Source organism: Pseudomonas sp. NPDC077649, from assembly GCF_044542855.1.
GTDB lineage: Bacteria > Pseudomonadota > Gammaproteobacteria > Pseudomonadales > Pseudomonadaceae > Aquipseudomonas.
Genome location: NZ_JBITVF010000002.1, coordinates 527,454 through 541,231 on the forward strand (window position 1 = coordinate 527,454; position 13,778 = coordinate 541,231).

Sequence of the window (13,778 nt, forward strand, 5' to 3'; positions counted from 1 at the left end):
CCGCCAAAATCCAACCGTAGAAAAACCAAGTAAAAACAGTAGGTTGGAAAAGACGTTAGAATCCTGTCTCTGACCAAATCAAAAACCCGCCTTAACCGGCGGGTTTTTTTATGCCTGCGATTACCATCCCGCCTGCCGCCGGCCAACGCCTCAGCGAAGAAAGGCCACCACCTGCTCGCCGTCGAACGGCCAGTTCAGTTCGGCGCCGGTGTCGCAACGACGCAGCACCGGGATACGCAGGCCGTATTGTTCGACCATGCCCTCGTGCTCGGCGATATCGATCAGCTCCACCAGCAGGCCGTTCTCGACGAACGGCATGAGCAGCGCCTCGGCCACCTCGCACAGGTGGCAGCCCAGGGTTCCGAAGAGTTGGCATTCCGGCGTCATGTGCGCACCTCACTGTCGGCAAGGTGCGCAGTTTAGCACCGACGCGAATCAGCTCGCGGCCGCGCCCTCGCCGAGCTGACCGGTGAGCAGCGCCTGCAGGCCGTCGAGCAGGCTGCGGTTGAGGCTGTCGGCCTTCTCCAGGCGCGGCAAGTCGAAGCGCTCGTCGAGCGAGAAGCCGCCCTTGAGCAGGTCCTTGAGCAGGCCGCCGGCGTCCTGCGCCAGGCCTTCGGCGCTGCGCAGCGCCTCGAGCAGGCCCTGGGCATAGTTCTGCAGGTCGCCATTGACCGCGCTGGCGCCCTGCCCGGCCACGGCGCCATAGGCATCGGTGGCCTGGCGCACGCTGGTCTGGGTCAGGCGCAGGGACATCGAGGCCAGTTGCTCGCCGTCCATTTCCAGGGCCATGGCGCGGTCGAAGGCGCCGGCCAGGTCGCCGGCGTAGAACTGGTTGGACAGCTCCTGCACCTGACTGAAGAGCTTCTCCAGCGCCTTGACCTCGTCGGCATCCAGCTCGCCTTCGACGCTCACCTGCCAGCCGCCGATCTGCAGGCTGCCGGACTGGCTGCTGGCCGTCACGGCCGTGCCGCTGCCGTTGCTGGCGGCGGCGAAGCTGCTCTGCGACCAGCTGGCCGAAGCCTGCGCCACGGAGATGCGCAGGCGGTCGCCGTCGCGGGTGGTAACCGAAAGGTCGAAGGTTTCCGCCAGGGCGCTGAAGCGCTCGCTGTAGCCGACCAGGGCGAGCGAGCCCGACGCCGGTGCGGCAGCGCCGAAGCGCCGGTCGAGATCGCCGAGGCCGTCCTGGATACGCTGATAGGTATCGTCGATATCGCCGGCCACCTTGCCGGCCAGCACGCCCATGCCGTCGAGAATCTTGCGCGCTTCGGCGAAGCCCTTCTCCACGCCTTCGCGTGCCTGGCCGAGGAGTTTCTCCAGCTTGGCCGGATCGGCACCCGCCGCAGCCTCGCTCTGCAGGCGCTGTTCGATAAAGCCGAGGATGCGCCCGGCGACCTTCTCGGGAGTGAAATCGTCCTGTTTGCCACTCAGCGCGCCGGGCTGCAAACCGAGCTTGTCGGCCAAGCGGTTGGCCAGAACGGACTGCGCATCGGCCGCATTGCTGCGCGGCGACGGCGATTGAGCGGCTTGGGCGGCACGCGAGGCGGAGGGGTTGAGCGAGGCCAGGCTGTTCATGGCAAGGTACCGTGGCAGGACATCTGCCGGGTTAACGGCCGCCGCCGCGCAAGCTTTAGTCGCACACGACCAACGGTCTGCCAGTCAATGCCCCGCCGCCTGCAGAAGGCGCACGGCCGCCGCCCGCGCCTGGCGCGCCTGATCGCCCGGGCCGTAGACATGAGCCATGCTCAACGCACCCTCGAAGAGAAACTGCAGCTGCGCGGCGAGCGCGTCGGCATCCGTCGCCCCCAGAGCCTGCAGCGCACGACGGAAGTGCTCGAGCAAGGCGCGCTTGTGCGCCGCCGCCTGGCGGTGGATGGGGTGCGCGCGGTCGTGAAACTCCGCCGTGGCATGGAGGAACAGGCAGCCGCAGAAATCCGCCTCGCCAAGCAGTTGCTGCAGCCCGTCGAACGTCGCCAGGATCGCCTCGCGCGGCGCCAGACCGGCCAGGGCCGCCTGCATGCGCGCACCGAGCTGCTCGTGCTGCAGCTGCAGGGCCGCGAGAATCAGCTCGTCCTTTGACTTGAAGTGCTTGTACAGGGTCATCTTCGCCACCCCGGATTCGGCCAGGATGCGGTCGATGCCGGTGCCGTGGTAACCCTCGCGGTAGAACAACTGCAGCGCGGTGGCGAGCAGCTGTTCGCGTTTGTTCGAAGCCATGTGCAACCTCCAGAGGCGGCCATTATGCGCAAGGTGCGGCAAAGGTCGACCGCGGCGGGGAGAAAATCGTCGCTTGAAATATACAGACCTGTCTGTCTAACATCCATTCACCCCAGCCCTGGAGCATTCGCCATGACGCGGTTCGAACTCAACCTGTCCGCCAACGGCTACCAGGCGCGCTCGTTCGCCAGCCTGATCGGCCGCGCGCTGCTGCGCCGCGCTACCCCTGAACGGCGGCATGATCAGTCCCTTCCCGCCCCCAGGGACAGCGAACCTGTGCGCCGCTGTCGCTACGCCTTCGCCCTGCTGCTGGCCGGCCTCGCGTTCGGCGCCCAGGCCGAGCTGCGCCTGAGCCTGGTCAAGACCTCCGCGACCACGACCCTGGACGCCTTCACCGTGGCCGGCGGCAAGTGGACGCAGAGCGCCACCGCCAACCACGTGGCGGTGCTGATCGAGCACCATGCCGCCACCCTGCTGTTCGACACCGGCCTCGGCCGCCAGGTGGACCGCCAGTTCGCCGAGATGCCCTGGCACAGCCGGCAGCTGATGCAGTACGGCGCGGTGCGGCCGGTGCGCGACCAACTGCAGCGCGACGGCATCCGCGTCGATCGCATCCTGCTGTCCCACGCCCACTGGGATCATGCCTCGGGCCTGGCCGACTTCCCCGAAGTGCCGGTCTGGGCGCCCTACGCGGAAATCGAGTTCAGCCGCATCGCCGCGCCGCCGGCGATCCTGCCCAGCCAGTTCGAGCACGGCGTGCGCTGGGTGCCGTACGACTTCGCGCCGCAGCCCTTTCTCGGCTTCGCCGAGAGCCTCGATCTGTTAGGCGACGGCGCCCTGGTGCTGGTGCCGCTGCGTGGCCACACCCCCGGCTCGGTCGGCCTGTTCGTCACCCTCGAGGACGGTCGCCGCCTGTTCTTCACCGGCGACGCCAGCTGGCGCCTGGAGGGCTTCACCGGACCGCGGGAGAAGTTCTGGATCAGCCGCCGACTGGTCGATCACGACCGCGTCGCCACCACCGACGTCCTGCAGCAGGTGCACCGGCTGATGCAGCAACAGCCCGAGCTAAAGGTGCTGCCAGCGCACGATGCGCTCGCCCAGCAGGCGCTGCCGGTCTACCCGCAGTGGCTGCAATAGACGGCCAGGCGCCAGCTACCGCTCGTCCGTCCAGACTAAAGTCTTACAGTCGACTCGCCACTGAAATGCTTTATTTCACAACGCCGTAACTGGCCGGTCACATCGTGGCCGACCCAACTATAAGAACGAGGAGACAACAATAATGAGTAAGACTCCCCTCGCCCGCGCCGTGGCCCTCGCCACGCTGGGCGCCAGCCTCACCCTGCCAGGCATGGCTCAGGCCGACTTCATCGGCGACAGCAAGGCCACCCTGGAGCTGCGCAACTTCTATATGAACCGCGACCTGCGCCATACCACCTCGGCGCAGCAGTCCAAACGCGAAGAATGGGCCCAGGGCTTTATCTTCAAGGCCGAATCCGGCTTTACCGAGGGCACTGTGGGCTTCGGCCTCGACGCCTATGCCGGTCTGGGCGTGAAGCTCGACTCCTCGGACGAGCGCGCCGGCACCAACCTGCTGCCCAATGCCTTCGGCGACGAGGGCCCGGGCGAGTATTCCGAGGCCACCGGCGCAGCCAAGGTCAAGATATCCAAGACCGTCGCCAAGGTCGGCGGCATGATGCCGAAGCTACCCAGCGTCTCTTCCAACGACGCGCGCCTGCTGCCGCAGACCTTTCTTGGCGGCCATCTGACCTCCAACGAAATCGACGGCCTGACCCTGCACGCCGGCCAGTTGAAGGAACAGAACCAGCGCGACTCCACCAACTTCGAAGACCTCAGCGTCAACGCAGGTGGCGGCATTCGCGGCTTCACGTTCAACGGCAAGGGCAACGTCGGTGATGACTTCAACTTCGCTGGTCTGTCCTATCAACTGACCAAGGACCTGACCGCCAGCTACCACTACGGCGAGCTGGAAGACCTGTACAAGCAGCACATCTTCAACCTGGTCCATGTCCTGCCGATCGCCGACAAGCAATCGCTGAAATCGGACGTGCGCTATGCACGCACCACCGACGACGGCCACAGCAATATCGACAACAAGTCCTTTGGCGCCATGTTCACCTACGCCCTGGGTAGCCATGCGTTCGGCCTGGGCTACCAGAGCATGAGCGGCGACACCGGCTACGCCTACATCAACGGCACCGATCCTTTCCTGGTCAACTATGTGCAGATCGGCGACTTCGCCAATAAGGACGAAAAATCCTGGCAAGTGCGCTACGACTACAATTTTTCTGCCTTCGGCCTGCCGGGTCTGAGCTTCATGACCCGTTACCTCAACGGCGACAATATCGACCGCGGCCCCGGCGTCTCGGACGGCAAAGAGTGGGAGCGCAACATGGACATCACCTATGTCGTCCAGGAAGGCACCTTCAAGAACCTGGGCTTCAAGTGGCGCAACGCCACCCTGCGTTCCGATGCCCTGGGCGAGCTCGACGAAAACCGCCTGATCGTCAGCTACACCATCCCGCTGATGTAAGGCCGCCTGCGAGCCCCCAAGCGCCGCCACTCCGCTTACGGAGTCGCGGCGCTTTTGTTGGTCTGGGCGTTCGGCTAGGCTCAGATCGACGCGGAGGACGATTCGATGGACAGCGACTACCAACCCCTGGCCTGCGACCTGTACGACTACCTGGAAATCGCCTGCCTGCACCGCTACCGCCTGGAGATCGAACTGCTCGACGGCACGCGCCTGCAAGGCCAGGCGCTGACCACCGAGACCACGGCGAGCAAGGAGGAATTTCTGCTCCTGCGCTGCGCCGATGGCGAGCGGCGCCTGCGCCTGGATCGCCTGCTGGCGATCACCCCGCAGGACGACGGGGCGAGCTTCGGTCGGGTGCTGTTGGGCGGGGCGCGCTGCTAAGCGGAGCAAGCCGTAGGGTGTCGCGGGGCCGCCCAGGCCATGCGCACCTGCCTCACGGCATTGTCGGTGCGCACGAAGTAGCCTAGGTGGTTACCACATCAGGTCGTCGGGAATCTGGTAGGCGGCGTAGGGGTCGTCGGCGTCCGGCGCTTCGACATGGGTGTTGAGCAGGACGATGCGCGAGGGATCGCGCTCCTGGATCTTCAGCGCCGCTTCGCGCGGGATCACCTCGTAGCCGCCGCCGTGGCGGACGATGGCCAGCCAGCCGTTGGACAGTTTGTTGCGCATCAGGGTGTTGACCGCCAGGCGCTTGACCTTCTTGTCGTCGACGAAGTTGTAGTAGTCGTCGCCGTCCAGCTTGGGCAGGCGTGAACGCTCGATTAGCTGCTTGATCTGCGCGGCGCGGGCCTTCTGCTCGGCCTTTTCCTGCTGCTGGCGATTGAGTTCCTGGTCGCGCGCGGCCTTCTCGGCCTGGGCCTGCAGCGCGGCCTGGCGAGCGCTGTCGTCCAGTTCGGCCTGGCCCTTGTGCGCCAGGCGCTTCTGCTTCTGCTGCTGCTTGCCAACCTGCTTGGCCTGTTTTTCGTTGACCAGGCCGGCTTTGAGCAGCTGGTCGCGCAGGGAAAGACCCATGACTAGAGATCCCGAACATGATTCAGTTGCAGCGGCGCCGAGCCCTCGGCGCCGCCGGTCGAAGGTGCCCAGCATAAGGGCTAAGCGGCCGCGGCTCCAGCCCGAAAGCACCGCGTAGCCCGGATGCAATCCGGGAACGGCGTGCCGAGCAATCCCCCGGATTTCATCCGGGCCACCTCGGCTCAGCACCCCGGCGTCTGCTTCTCGAGCTTCTTCGCCTCGCCCCACAGGGCGTCCAGTTCCTCCAGCGAGCAGCCGCCCAGGCTGCGGCCGGCCTCGCGCACGCTCTGCTCGATAAAGCGAAAGCGCCGCTCGAACTTGCCGTTGGCCGCGCGCAGCGCGCCTTCCGGGTCGACCTTGAGATGCCGGGCCAGGTTGGTGACGACGAACAGCAGATCGCCGATCTCCTCGGCCACCGCCTCGGCATCGTTCTCGCTCATGGCCTCGAGCACTTCGTCCAGTTCCTCGCGCACCTTGTCCACCACCGGCAGCGCGTCCGGCCAGTCGAAGCCGACCTGGGCGGCGCGCTTCTGCAGCTTGGCCGCGCGGCTCAGCGCCGGCAGCGCGGCGGGCACGTCGTCGAGCAAGGACAGCTGCTCGGGCGCGGCGGCCTTCTCGGCGCGCTCCTCGGCCTTGAGCTCCTCCCAGCGCTGCTTGACCGCCGCCTCTTCCAGCTTCGCCGCATCCGGCGCGCCGTACAGGTCGCCGTCGACGAACACATGGGGGTGGCGGCGAATCAGTTTGCGGGTGATGCCGTCGACCACCCGGGCGAAGTCGAAGCGCCCCTCCTCGCGGGCCAGCTGGCTGTAGTAGACCACCTGGAACAGCAGGTCGCCGAGTTCGCCCGGCAGGTGCTCGAAGTCGCCGCGCTCGATGGCGTCGGCCACCTCGTAGGCCTCCTCGAGGGTATGCGGCACTATGCTCGCGTAGCTCTGCTTGAGGTCCCAGGGGCAGCCGTGCTGCGGGTCGCGCAGGCGGGCCATCAAATGCAGCAGGTCGTCGAGTCGGTACATGCAAGCTCCTGGACTGCAAGCCACAGGCTTCAAGCCGCAAGAAAGCGCCGAGTGCCGCTTTTCACTTGCTGCTAGAAGCTTGCCGCTTGAGGCTCAATTGGCGCGGTGGCGGCGCGCCTCGATGATATTGGGCAACTGGCTGATGCGCGCCAGCAGGCGGCCGAGGGCGTCCAGGCCGGGGATCTCCACGGTGATCGACATGGAGGCGGTGTTGTCCTCCTTGTTCGAGCGGGTGTTGACCGCCAGCACGTTGAGCTTCTCGTTGAGCAGCACCTGGGTCACGTCGCGCAGCAGGCCGGAGCGGTCGTAGGCCTTGATCACGATCTCCACCGGATAGGTCTGCACCGGCGCCTCGCCCCAGCTCACCTGGATGATCCGCTCCGGCTCGCGGGCGGCCTGCTGCAGCGCCGTGGCGCAATCCTGGCGGTGGATGGTGACGCCACGACCGAGGGTGATGTAGCCGACGATCGGATCGCCCGGCAGCGGCTGGCAGCAGCCGGCCATCTGCGTCAGCAGGTTGCCGACGCCCTGGATCTGGATGTCGCCGCGCTTGCCCGGCTTGAAGCCCTGGGCCTTGCGCGGGATCAGCTCGAGCTGCTCGCTGGCGCGCTCCGGCTCCACCAGCTGCTGGGCCAGGTTGACCGCATGGGCCAGGCGCACGTCGCCGGCGCCGAGCGAGGCGAACAGATCCTCGGCGGTCTTCAGGTTGGCCTTCTCTGCCAGCTTGTCGTAATCCACGTGCGGCAGGGCCAGGCGGCCCAGCTCGCGCTCGAGCATGGTCTTGCCGGCGGCGACGTTCTGGTCGCGGTCCTGCAGCTTGAACCAGTGGACGATCTTCGCCCGCGAACGGCTGGTGGTGATATAGCCCAGGTTGGGGTTGAGCCAGTCGCGGCTCGGCGTGCCCTGCTTGCTGGTGATGATCTCCACCTGCTCGCCGGTCTGCAGGCTGTAGTTGAGCGGCACGATACGCCCGTTGATCTTGGCGCCGCGGCAGTTGTGACCGATCTCGGTGTGCACCCGGTAGGCGAAATCCAGCGGCGTGGCGCCCTTGGGCAGGTCGATGGCGTGGCCGTCGGGGGTGAACACGTAAACCCGGTCCGGCTCGATGTCGACGCGCAGCTGCTCGGCCAGGCCGCCGATATCGCCCAGTTCCTCGTGCCACTCGATGACCTGGCGCAGCCAGGAGATCTTCTCCTCGTAGTGGTTGGAGCCGGACTTGACGTCGGTGCCCTTGTAGCGCCAGTGCGCACACACGCCCAGCTCGGCCTCCTCGTGCATGGCGTGGGTGCGGATCTGCACCTCCAGCACCTTGCCCTCCGGGCCGAGCACCGCGGTGTGCAGCGAGCGGTAGCCGTTCTCCTTGGGGTTGGCGATGTAGTCGTCGAACTCCTTGGGAATGTGCCGCCACAGGGTGTGCACGATACCGAGGGCGGTGTAGCAGTCGCGCACCTCCGGCACCAGCACGCGCACCGCGCGCACGTCGTAGATCTGGCTGAACTGCAGGCCCTTGCGCTGCATCTTGCGCCAGATCGAATAGATGTGTTTGGCCCGCCCGCTGATGTCGGCCTTGATCCCGGTGGCCTCCAGTTCGGCGCGCAGCTGGTTCATCACGTCGTTGATGTACTGCTCGCGATCCAGCCGCCGTTCGTGCAGCAGCTTGGCGATCTGCTTGTACTGCACCGGTTCCAGGTAGCGGAACGACAGGTCCTCCAGCTCCCACTTGATATGGCCGATGCCGAGGCGGTGGGCCAGCGGCGCGTAGATGTCGAACACCTCGCGCGCCACGCGCTGGCGCTTCTCCTCGTCGGCTTCCTTGACCGCACGGATGGCGCAGGTGCGCTCGGCCAGCTTGATCAGCGCCACGCGCACGTCGTCGACCATGGCCACCAGCATCTTGCGCAGGTTCTCCACCTGCGCCTGCGAGCCGAGCACCAGGGAATCGCGCGGGTTGAGCGAGGCGCTGATCGCCGCCATGCGCAGCACGCCCTCGATCAGCTTGGCCACCACCGGGCCGAAGCGCTGGTGCACCGCGGCCAGGGTCACCTTGCCCTCGCGCACGCCGCGGTAGAGCACCGCGGCCACCAGCGAATCCTGGTCGAGCTTGAGGTCGGCGAGAATCTCGGCGATCTCCAGGCCGACGCGGAAACTGGAGGTGCCCTCGACCCACAGGTTCTGCGTGGGATTGGCCTGTTGCTCGACATCGCGGGCGAATTCGCAGGCCTCCTTGAGGGCCTCGCGATCCAGCGCCGGATCGACGCTCGCGGCATGGTCGAGCCAGGCCTCGAGGTTGATGCTGCCGTCGTCGTTGATCGGCTGGTGCGCTCTCACCTGAACCATCGTCTTACCTTCCCTACGGCGCGCCCAAGGTGCGCCGAGCAGTCGCCGGTTTCTGCGAACCGGTCGGATTAACTGAAAGCACGCGCGTCCTGCGCATCCCTCGTGCCCCGGGCCGCAGCCTAGGGTTTCTCAAACAGGGCCATGGCCTCGACATGCGCGGTCTGCGGAAACATGTCGAGAATCCCGGCACGGCGCAGGCGGTAGCCCTGCTGCGCCAGCTCGGCGGCGTCACGCGCCAGGGTGGTCGGGTTGCAGGAGACATAGACCAGGCGTCGCGCGCCCAGCGCCGTCATCCCGCGCACCGCCTGCAGCGCGCCGTCACGCGGCGGATCGAGCAGCACCGCGGCGAAACCGCCGCCGGCCCAGGCCTCGTCGGCCAGCGGCTTGGACAGGTCGGCACGGAAAAAGTGCGCGTTGTCCAGGCCGTTGCCGGCGGCGTTGGCCGCGGCGCGCGCGACCATAGTCTCAACGCCCTCCACCGCCACCACCTCGGCGGCCTGGCGCGCCAGCGGCAGGGCGAAATTGCCCAGGCCGCAGAACAGATCCAGCACCCGTTCACCGGGCCGCACTGCCAACCAGTCTAGCGCCTGGGCGACCATGGCCTCGTTGACCGGACCGTTGACCTGGACGAAATCCCCCGGCCGATAGGCCAGTTGCAGCTGCCAGCGCTGCAGGGCAAAGCCCAGCTCGGCGCCAGCCTGATCGGCCTGCGGCTCGCCCTCGCCGTGCAGCCACAGCTGCGCGCCGTGCTCGGCGCAGAAGGCACGCAGCAGCGACAGGTCGGCTTGATCGAGCGGTGCGGTATGGCGCAGCAACAGCGCCTCGGCGCTGCCGCTGAACAGCTCGACATGGCCCAACGCCTGCGGCTTGCCCAGCTGCCGCAGCAGCGCCGGCAGACCGCGCAGAATCGGCTGCAAGGGCTGTACCAGCACCACGCAGTCGTCGATCGCGACTATCTCCTGGCTGGCCTCGGCGCGAAAACCCACCTGCAGCTGGCGCACCTTGGCGTCCCAGCGCACGGCGATGCGCGCGCGGCGGCGGTAGGCGAATTCCGGCCCCACCAGCGGCGCCGCCCATTCGTCCGGCTGCACGCCGCCGAGGCGGGCGAGCTGCTCGGCCAGGGTGCGCTGTTTCAGGGCGAGCTGATCGGCATGGGGCATGTGCTGCAGGCTGCAGCCGCCGCAACGCCCGGCATGCGCACAGGGCGGCTGACGCCGCGCGGCGCTAGGCGCGAGGATGCGTTCGGCGCGCGCCTCGACGGTCTGGCTGCGCGCGGCCAGCACCCTGGCCTCGACGCGCTCGCCGGCCAGGGCGCCGCTGACGAACCAGGTGCGCCCGCCGTCGAAGGCGATGCCGCGACCGTCGCCGGCCTGACGCTCGATGCTCAGTTGCTGCTTCTTGCCCACCGGCACCTGGGGAGCGCGGCTGCCGCCACTGGGTTGAAAGCGCAGACCGGAGCTGCGTTTGGCCATGAATTAATGCTCTGCCGCGGGTTCGTCGTAGACGCCGGTGGACAGGTAGCGGTCGCCGCGGTCGCAGATGATCGCCACCATCACCGCGTTCTCCACCTCGCGCGACAGGCGCAGCATGGCCGCCACCGCACCGCCGGAGGACACGCCGCAGAAGATCCCCTCTTCCCGCGCCAGGCGACGCATCACGGTTTCCGCCTCGACCTGGGCCATGTCGATGACGCGGTCGACGCGCTCGGCCTGGTAGATCTTCGGCAGGTATTCCTGCGGCCAGCGGCGGATGCCGGGGATGGCCGAGCCTTCCTGCGGCTGCAGGCCGACGATCTGCACCGCCGGGTTCTGCTCCTTGAGGTAGCGCGACACGCCCATGATGGTGCCGGTGGTGCCCATCGAGCTGATGAAGTGGGTGATGCGCCCGTCGGTCTGCTGCCAGATTTCCGGGCCGGTGCCGACGTAGTGGGCCTCGGGGTTGTCGCCGTTGCCGAACTGGTCGAGCACCTTGCCGCGACCGCCGCGCTGCAGGCTCTCGGCCAGATCGCGGGCGCCTTCCATGCCGTCTTCCTTGCTCACCAGCACCAGCTCGGCGCCGTAGGCGGTCATCGCCGCCTTGCGCTCGGCGCTCATGTTGTCGGGCATGATCAGCATCATCTTGTACCCCTTGATCGCCGCCGCCATGGCCAGGGCGATGCCGGTGTTGCCGCTGGTGGCCTCGATCAGGGTGTCGCCGGGCTGGATGTCGCCGCGCAGCTCGGCGCGGGTGATCATCGACAGCGCCGGACGATCCTTGACCGAACCGGCCGGGTTGTTGCCTTCCAGCTTGACCAGCAGGGTGTTGGAGGTGTCGCCCGGCAGGCGCTGCAGGCGCACCAGCGGGGTGTTGCCGACGCAATCGGCGATGGTGGGAAAGTGCAGGGTCATGGGTCGCTCGAATCCGGACTGCCGCGAAGGGCCATCATGATACGCCTAACCCGCGACGGCATCACGCCATGCTGTCGCGCAAGAGCTGCAGAGGCGCGCGAGGCGCCCGGACTCAGGCGGCCGGCAGCTGAAAATGCACGCGTAACCCGGGCGCGCCGTTCTCCACCCAGATGCGTCCGCCCTGCCCGGCGATGGCGCTGCGGGCGATGCTCAGGCCGAGGCCGAAACCGCCGTCGCCGGGGCGCGAACCCTCGAGGCGGGTGAAGGGCAGGAAGATCGCCTCCAGCTGCGCCTCGGCCACGCCGGGGCCCTCGTCGCTCAGCCACAGGTGCCAGCCGACGCCCTCGCGGCGCCCGCCGAGACGCACCGTGCCGCCGGCCGGCGAATGGCGCACGGCGTTGCGCAGCACGTTCTCCAGGGCCTGGGCCAGGGCATTGAGGTTGCAGTGCAGGCGGCAGTCGCCCGCCACCTCGTAGCGCAGCCGTGCGCCGGACCAGCCGCTCTCGAACCGCACGTTCTCCGCCAGCACATCCCACAGCGCGGCCAGCTCGACCTGCTCGGCGCTCAGCCGCGGGCGCTCGGTGTCGAGCCAGGCCAGCTCCAGGGTATCGGCCACCAGGCGCTGCATGCCGTCGACCTCCTGCAGCACGCGCTGGCTCAGCTGCTCGGCATCCTGGCCGCTCTCGCCGGCCACCCGCAGGCGGCTGAGCGGGGTGCGCAACTCGTGGGAGAGGTCGCGCAGCAGTTGGCGCTGCAGCGACACCGTGGCCTGCAGGCGCTCGGCCATATGGTCGAAGGCGCGGGCCAGCTCGCCCAGCTCATCGCGGCGCCGCGCCACGCCGCCGGCCCGCGCGCTGAGATCGTCGGCGTGCAGGGCGTTGGCCTGGCGCCGCAGGATCGCCAGCGGGGCGATCAGCAGGCGATAGAGCAGCACGCCGAGCAGCACCGCGAGCACTGCCGGCACTATCCGCTGCAGCAGCAGGTTCCACAGTTCGAGGTGCTGGCGCGGGTTCAGGCGCTGGGGCAGCTCCATCACCAGGCGCGATTCGCCGTCGCTGAACGGCACATAGAAGGTCGGCGTACCGCCGGGTCGCCCCACCAGCCAGTCGAGGCGGCGCACGAAGTCCAGCCGCGCGCGCTCGTCCCCATCCAGCGCCTGCGACGACAGGGAGCGCTGCTGCCCGTCGACCACCACCGCCCAGACCTGCTCGCGCTCGTGCAGGCGCGCCAGGAAGGCATCGACCCCACTCGCCCCCGCCTCGCGCCAGGCGGCCTCGGCCTCCTGGCCATAGGCGCGCAGCAGCGCCTTGGTCGAGGCCGGCAGACGCGAGGTGGCCTGGATGAACAGGCGCTCCAGATCGACATGCAGGCTGACCAGCAGCAGGCAGAACAGCGCCAGCGCGCCGGTCAGCTTCCACAGCAGCGAGTGCCGTCCCGGCAGCCTCATGCGCCCGCCCGCGCCAGCACGTAGCCCCGGCCCCACACCGTTTCCACCCGCCCGCCCTGGTAGCCGATGGTCTGCAGCTTGCGGCGGATATGGCTGACGTGCATGTCCAGGCTGCGATCGTGCTGGGCGTAGCCGCGGCGCAGCGCCTGCTGATAGAGGAAGGGCTTGCTCAGCGCCTCGTCGCGGTGCCGCCAGAGCAGCTCCAGCACCCGGTACTCGCTGGGGGTCAGCCCCGCCCAGTGGCCGGCCAGGGCCACGTCGCAGCGGTCCTCGTCGAACCACAGGGCGTCGGCCGATTCGCGCGGCGACGGCTCGCGCCGCTCGTAGGCGACCCGGCGCAGGATCGCCTCGATGCGCACGCTGAGTTCGCCGAGGCTGAACGGCTTGGGCAGGAAGTCGTCGGCGCCCTGGCTGAAGCCGGCGATGCGATGGGGCTCGTCGCCCAGCGCCGAGATCAGCAGCACCGGCACGCCGCGCCGCCGGCGCAGCTGCTGCAGGGCGTCCAGGCCGTTGGTACCGGGCAGCAGGATGTCCATCAGGATCAGGTCGAAATCCTCGCTCTCGGCCAGACGCAACCCCTCGCTGCCGTCGCGACTGAGGGTGACGCGGTAGCCGCAGCCCTGCAGGTGGGCCTGCAGGTGGCTGGCGAGCAGCGGGTCGTCTTCGACGGCGAGGATGCGGGCGGCGGGATGGGCAGTGGACTGCATGAGGAACGACCGAAAAGACGAATGCGAACAATTCTACCTACTAAACCCGGACCACTCATCTACAGATTCCTCGGCAGCGAATCGCTACACTGCCCAGACGTCATAAAGGAG

General features: G+C 67.9%; 13 protein-coding genes. 3 read left to right on the plus strand and 10 right to left on the minus strand.

Features of this window, described 5'->3' with window-relative positions; all coding sequences use genetic code 11:
- Positions 1-150 precede the first annotated feature (150 nt).
- The 3 genes from ACIGFL_RS09560 to ACIGFL_RS09570 form a co-directional block, all read right to left on the minus strand.
- Positions 151-387, minus strand: a complete 237-nt coding sequence (locus ACIGFL_RS09560; RefSeq protein WP_021445715.1) for a glutaredoxin family protein — start codon at positions 385-387, stop codon at positions 151-153.
- Between the two features lie 48 nt (positions 388-435).
- Entirely contained in the window at positions 436-1,572 is a 1,137-nt protein-coding gene (locus ACIGFL_RS09565; protein ID WP_397497017.1) for a DUF5610 domain-containing protein, read from the minus strand.
- Positions 1,573-1,656: 84 nt separating this feature from the next.
- On the minus strand, positions 1,657-2,214 hold the full coding sequence (locus tag ACIGFL_RS09570; protein ID WP_397497018.1) for a TetR/AcrR family transcriptional regulator: 558 nt from the start codon (positions 2,212-2,214) through the stop codon (positions 1,657-1,659).
- Between the two features lie 132 nt (positions 2,215-2,346).
- Here ACIGFL_RS09570 and ACIGFL_RS09575 point away from each other — a divergent pair, with 132 nt between their 5' ends.
- From ACIGFL_RS09575 to ACIGFL_RS09585, 3 genes are all read left to right on the plus strand, one after another.
- A complete protein-coding gene (locus tag ACIGFL_RS09575) occupies positions 2,347-3,351 on the plus strand; it encodes an MBL fold metallo-hydrolase (RefSeq protein ID WP_397497019.1) in 1,005 nt (334 codons plus the stop codon).
- Positions 3,352-3,493: 142 nt separating this feature from the next.
- Positions 3,494-4,765 carry an OprD family porin gene (locus ACIGFL_RS09580; RefSeq protein WP_397497020.1) on the plus strand — a complete coding sequence of 424 codons (1,272 nt, stop codon included), beginning with the start codon at positions 3,494-3,496 and terminating at the stop codon, positions 4,763-4,765.
- Between the two features lie 105 nt (positions 4,766-4,870).
- The gene (locus ACIGFL_RS09585) at positions 4,871-5,146 is read left to right on the plus strand and encodes a Rho-binding antiterminator (protein ID WP_397497021.1); all 276 of its coding nucleotides are present in this window, start codon (positions 4,871-4,873) and stop codon (positions 5,144-5,146) included.
- A 90-nt stretch (positions 5,147-5,236) separates the two neighbouring features.
- Here ACIGFL_RS09585 and ACIGFL_RS09590 read toward each other — a convergent pair whose 3' ends face one another.
- The 7 genes from ACIGFL_RS09590 to ACIGFL_RS09620 form a co-directional block, all read right to left on the minus strand.
- Complete coding sequence (locus ACIGFL_RS09590; RefSeq protein ID WP_021442159.1) at positions 5,237-5,776, minus strand: DUF2058 domain-containing protein; 540 nt, start codon at positions 5,774-5,776, stop codon at positions 5,237-5,239.
- 182 nt (positions 5,777-5,958) lie between these two features.
- On the minus strand, positions 5,959-6,789 hold the full coding sequence (mazG, locus tag ACIGFL_RS09595) for a nucleoside triphosphate pyrophosphohydrolase (RefSeq protein ID WP_397497022.1): 831 nt from the start codon (positions 6,787-6,789) through the stop codon (positions 5,959-5,961).
- Between the two features lie 93 nt (positions 6,790-6,882).
- On the minus strand, positions 6,883-9,126 hold the full coding sequence (relA, locus tag ACIGFL_RS09600) for a GTP diphosphokinase (RefSeq protein ID WP_021442157.1): 2,244 nt from the start codon (positions 9,124-9,126) through the stop codon (positions 6,883-6,885).
- A 119-nt stretch (positions 9,127-9,245) separates the two neighbouring features.
- Entirely contained in the window at positions 9,246-10,598 is a 1,353-nt protein-coding gene (gene rlmD / locus ACIGFL_RS09605) for a 23S rRNA (uracil(1939)-C(5))-methyltransferase RlmD (protein WP_397497023.1), read from the minus strand.
- A gap of 3 nt (positions 10,599-10,601) precedes the next feature.
- A complete protein-coding gene (gene cysM, locus ACIGFL_RS09610) occupies positions 10,602-11,513 on the minus strand; it encodes a cysteine synthase CysM (RefSeq protein ID WP_122107286.1) in 912 nt (303 codons plus the stop codon).
- A 112-nt stretch (positions 11,514-11,625) separates the two neighbouring features.
- Positions 11,626-12,960, minus strand: a complete 1,335-nt coding sequence (locus tag ACIGFL_RS09615; protein ID WP_397497024.1) for a histidine kinase sensor domain-containing protein — start codon at positions 12,958-12,960, stop codon at positions 11,626-11,628.
- Positions 12,957-13,667 carry a response regulator transcription factor gene (locus ACIGFL_RS09620; protein ID WP_397497025.1) on the minus strand — a complete coding sequence of 237 codons (711 nt, stop codon included), beginning with the start codon at positions 13,665-13,667 and terminating at the stop codon, positions 12,957-12,959. Before ACIGFL_RS09620 ends, ACIGFL_RS09615 begins: the two co-directional genes overlap by 4 nt.
- Positions 13,668-13,778 lie beyond the last annotated feature (111 nt).

Excerpts from the sequence above, each read along its gene's own strand:
- relA (WP_021442157.1), bottom strand. The coding sequence starts at position 9,126 with ATGGTTCAGGTGAGAGCGCACCAGCCGATCAACGACGACGGCAGCATC.
- ACIGFL_RS09565 (WP_397497017.1), bottom strand. The coding sequence starts at position 1,572 with ATGAACAGCCTGGCCTCGCTCAACCCCTCCGCCTCGCGTGCCGCCCAA.
- ACIGFL_RS09575 (WP_397497019.1), top strand. The coding sequence starts at position 2,347 with ATGACGCGGTTCGAACTCAACCTGTCCGCCAACGGCTACCAGGCGCGC.
- ACIGFL_RS09580 (WP_397497020.1), top strand. The coding sequence starts at position 3,494 with ATGAGTAAGACTCCCCTCGCCCGCGCCGTGGCCCTCGCCACGCTGGGC.
- cysM (WP_122107286.1), bottom strand. The coding sequence starts at position 11,513 with ATGACCCTGCACTTTCCCACCATCGCCGATTGCGTCGGCAACACCCCG.
- ACIGFL_RS09615 (WP_397497024.1), bottom strand. The coding sequence starts at position 12,960 with ATGAGGCTGCCGGGACGGCACTCGCTGCTGTGGAAGCTGACCGGCGCG.
- rlmD (WP_397497023.1), bottom strand. The coding sequence starts at position 10,598 with ATGGCCAAACGCAGCTCCGGTCTGCGCTTTCAACCCAGTGGCGGCAGC.
- ACIGFL_RS09620 (WP_397497025.1), bottom strand. The coding sequence starts at position 13,667 with ATGCAGTCCACTGCCCATCCCGCCGCCCGCATCCTCGCCGTCGAAGAC.
- mazG (WP_397497022.1), bottom strand. The coding sequence starts at position 6,789 with ATGTACCGACTCGACGACCTGCTGCATTTGATGGCCCGCCTGCGCGAC.
- ACIGFL_RS09570 (WP_397497018.1), bottom strand. The coding sequence starts at position 2,214 with ATGGCTTCGAACAAACGCGAACAGCTGCTCGCCACCGCGCTGCAGTTG.
- ACIGFL_RS09590 (WP_021442159.1), bottom strand. The coding sequence starts at position 5,776 with ATGGGTCTTTCCCTGCGCGACCAGCTGCTCAAAGCCGGCCTGGTCAAC.
- ACIGFL_RS09585 (WP_397497021.1), top strand. The coding sequence starts at position 4,871 with ATGGACAGCGACTACCAACCCCTGGCCTGCGACCTGTACGACTACCTG.
- ACIGFL_RS09560 (WP_021445715.1), bottom strand. The coding sequence starts at position 387 with ATGACGCCGGAATGCCAACTCTTCGGAACCCTGGGCTGCCACCTGTGC.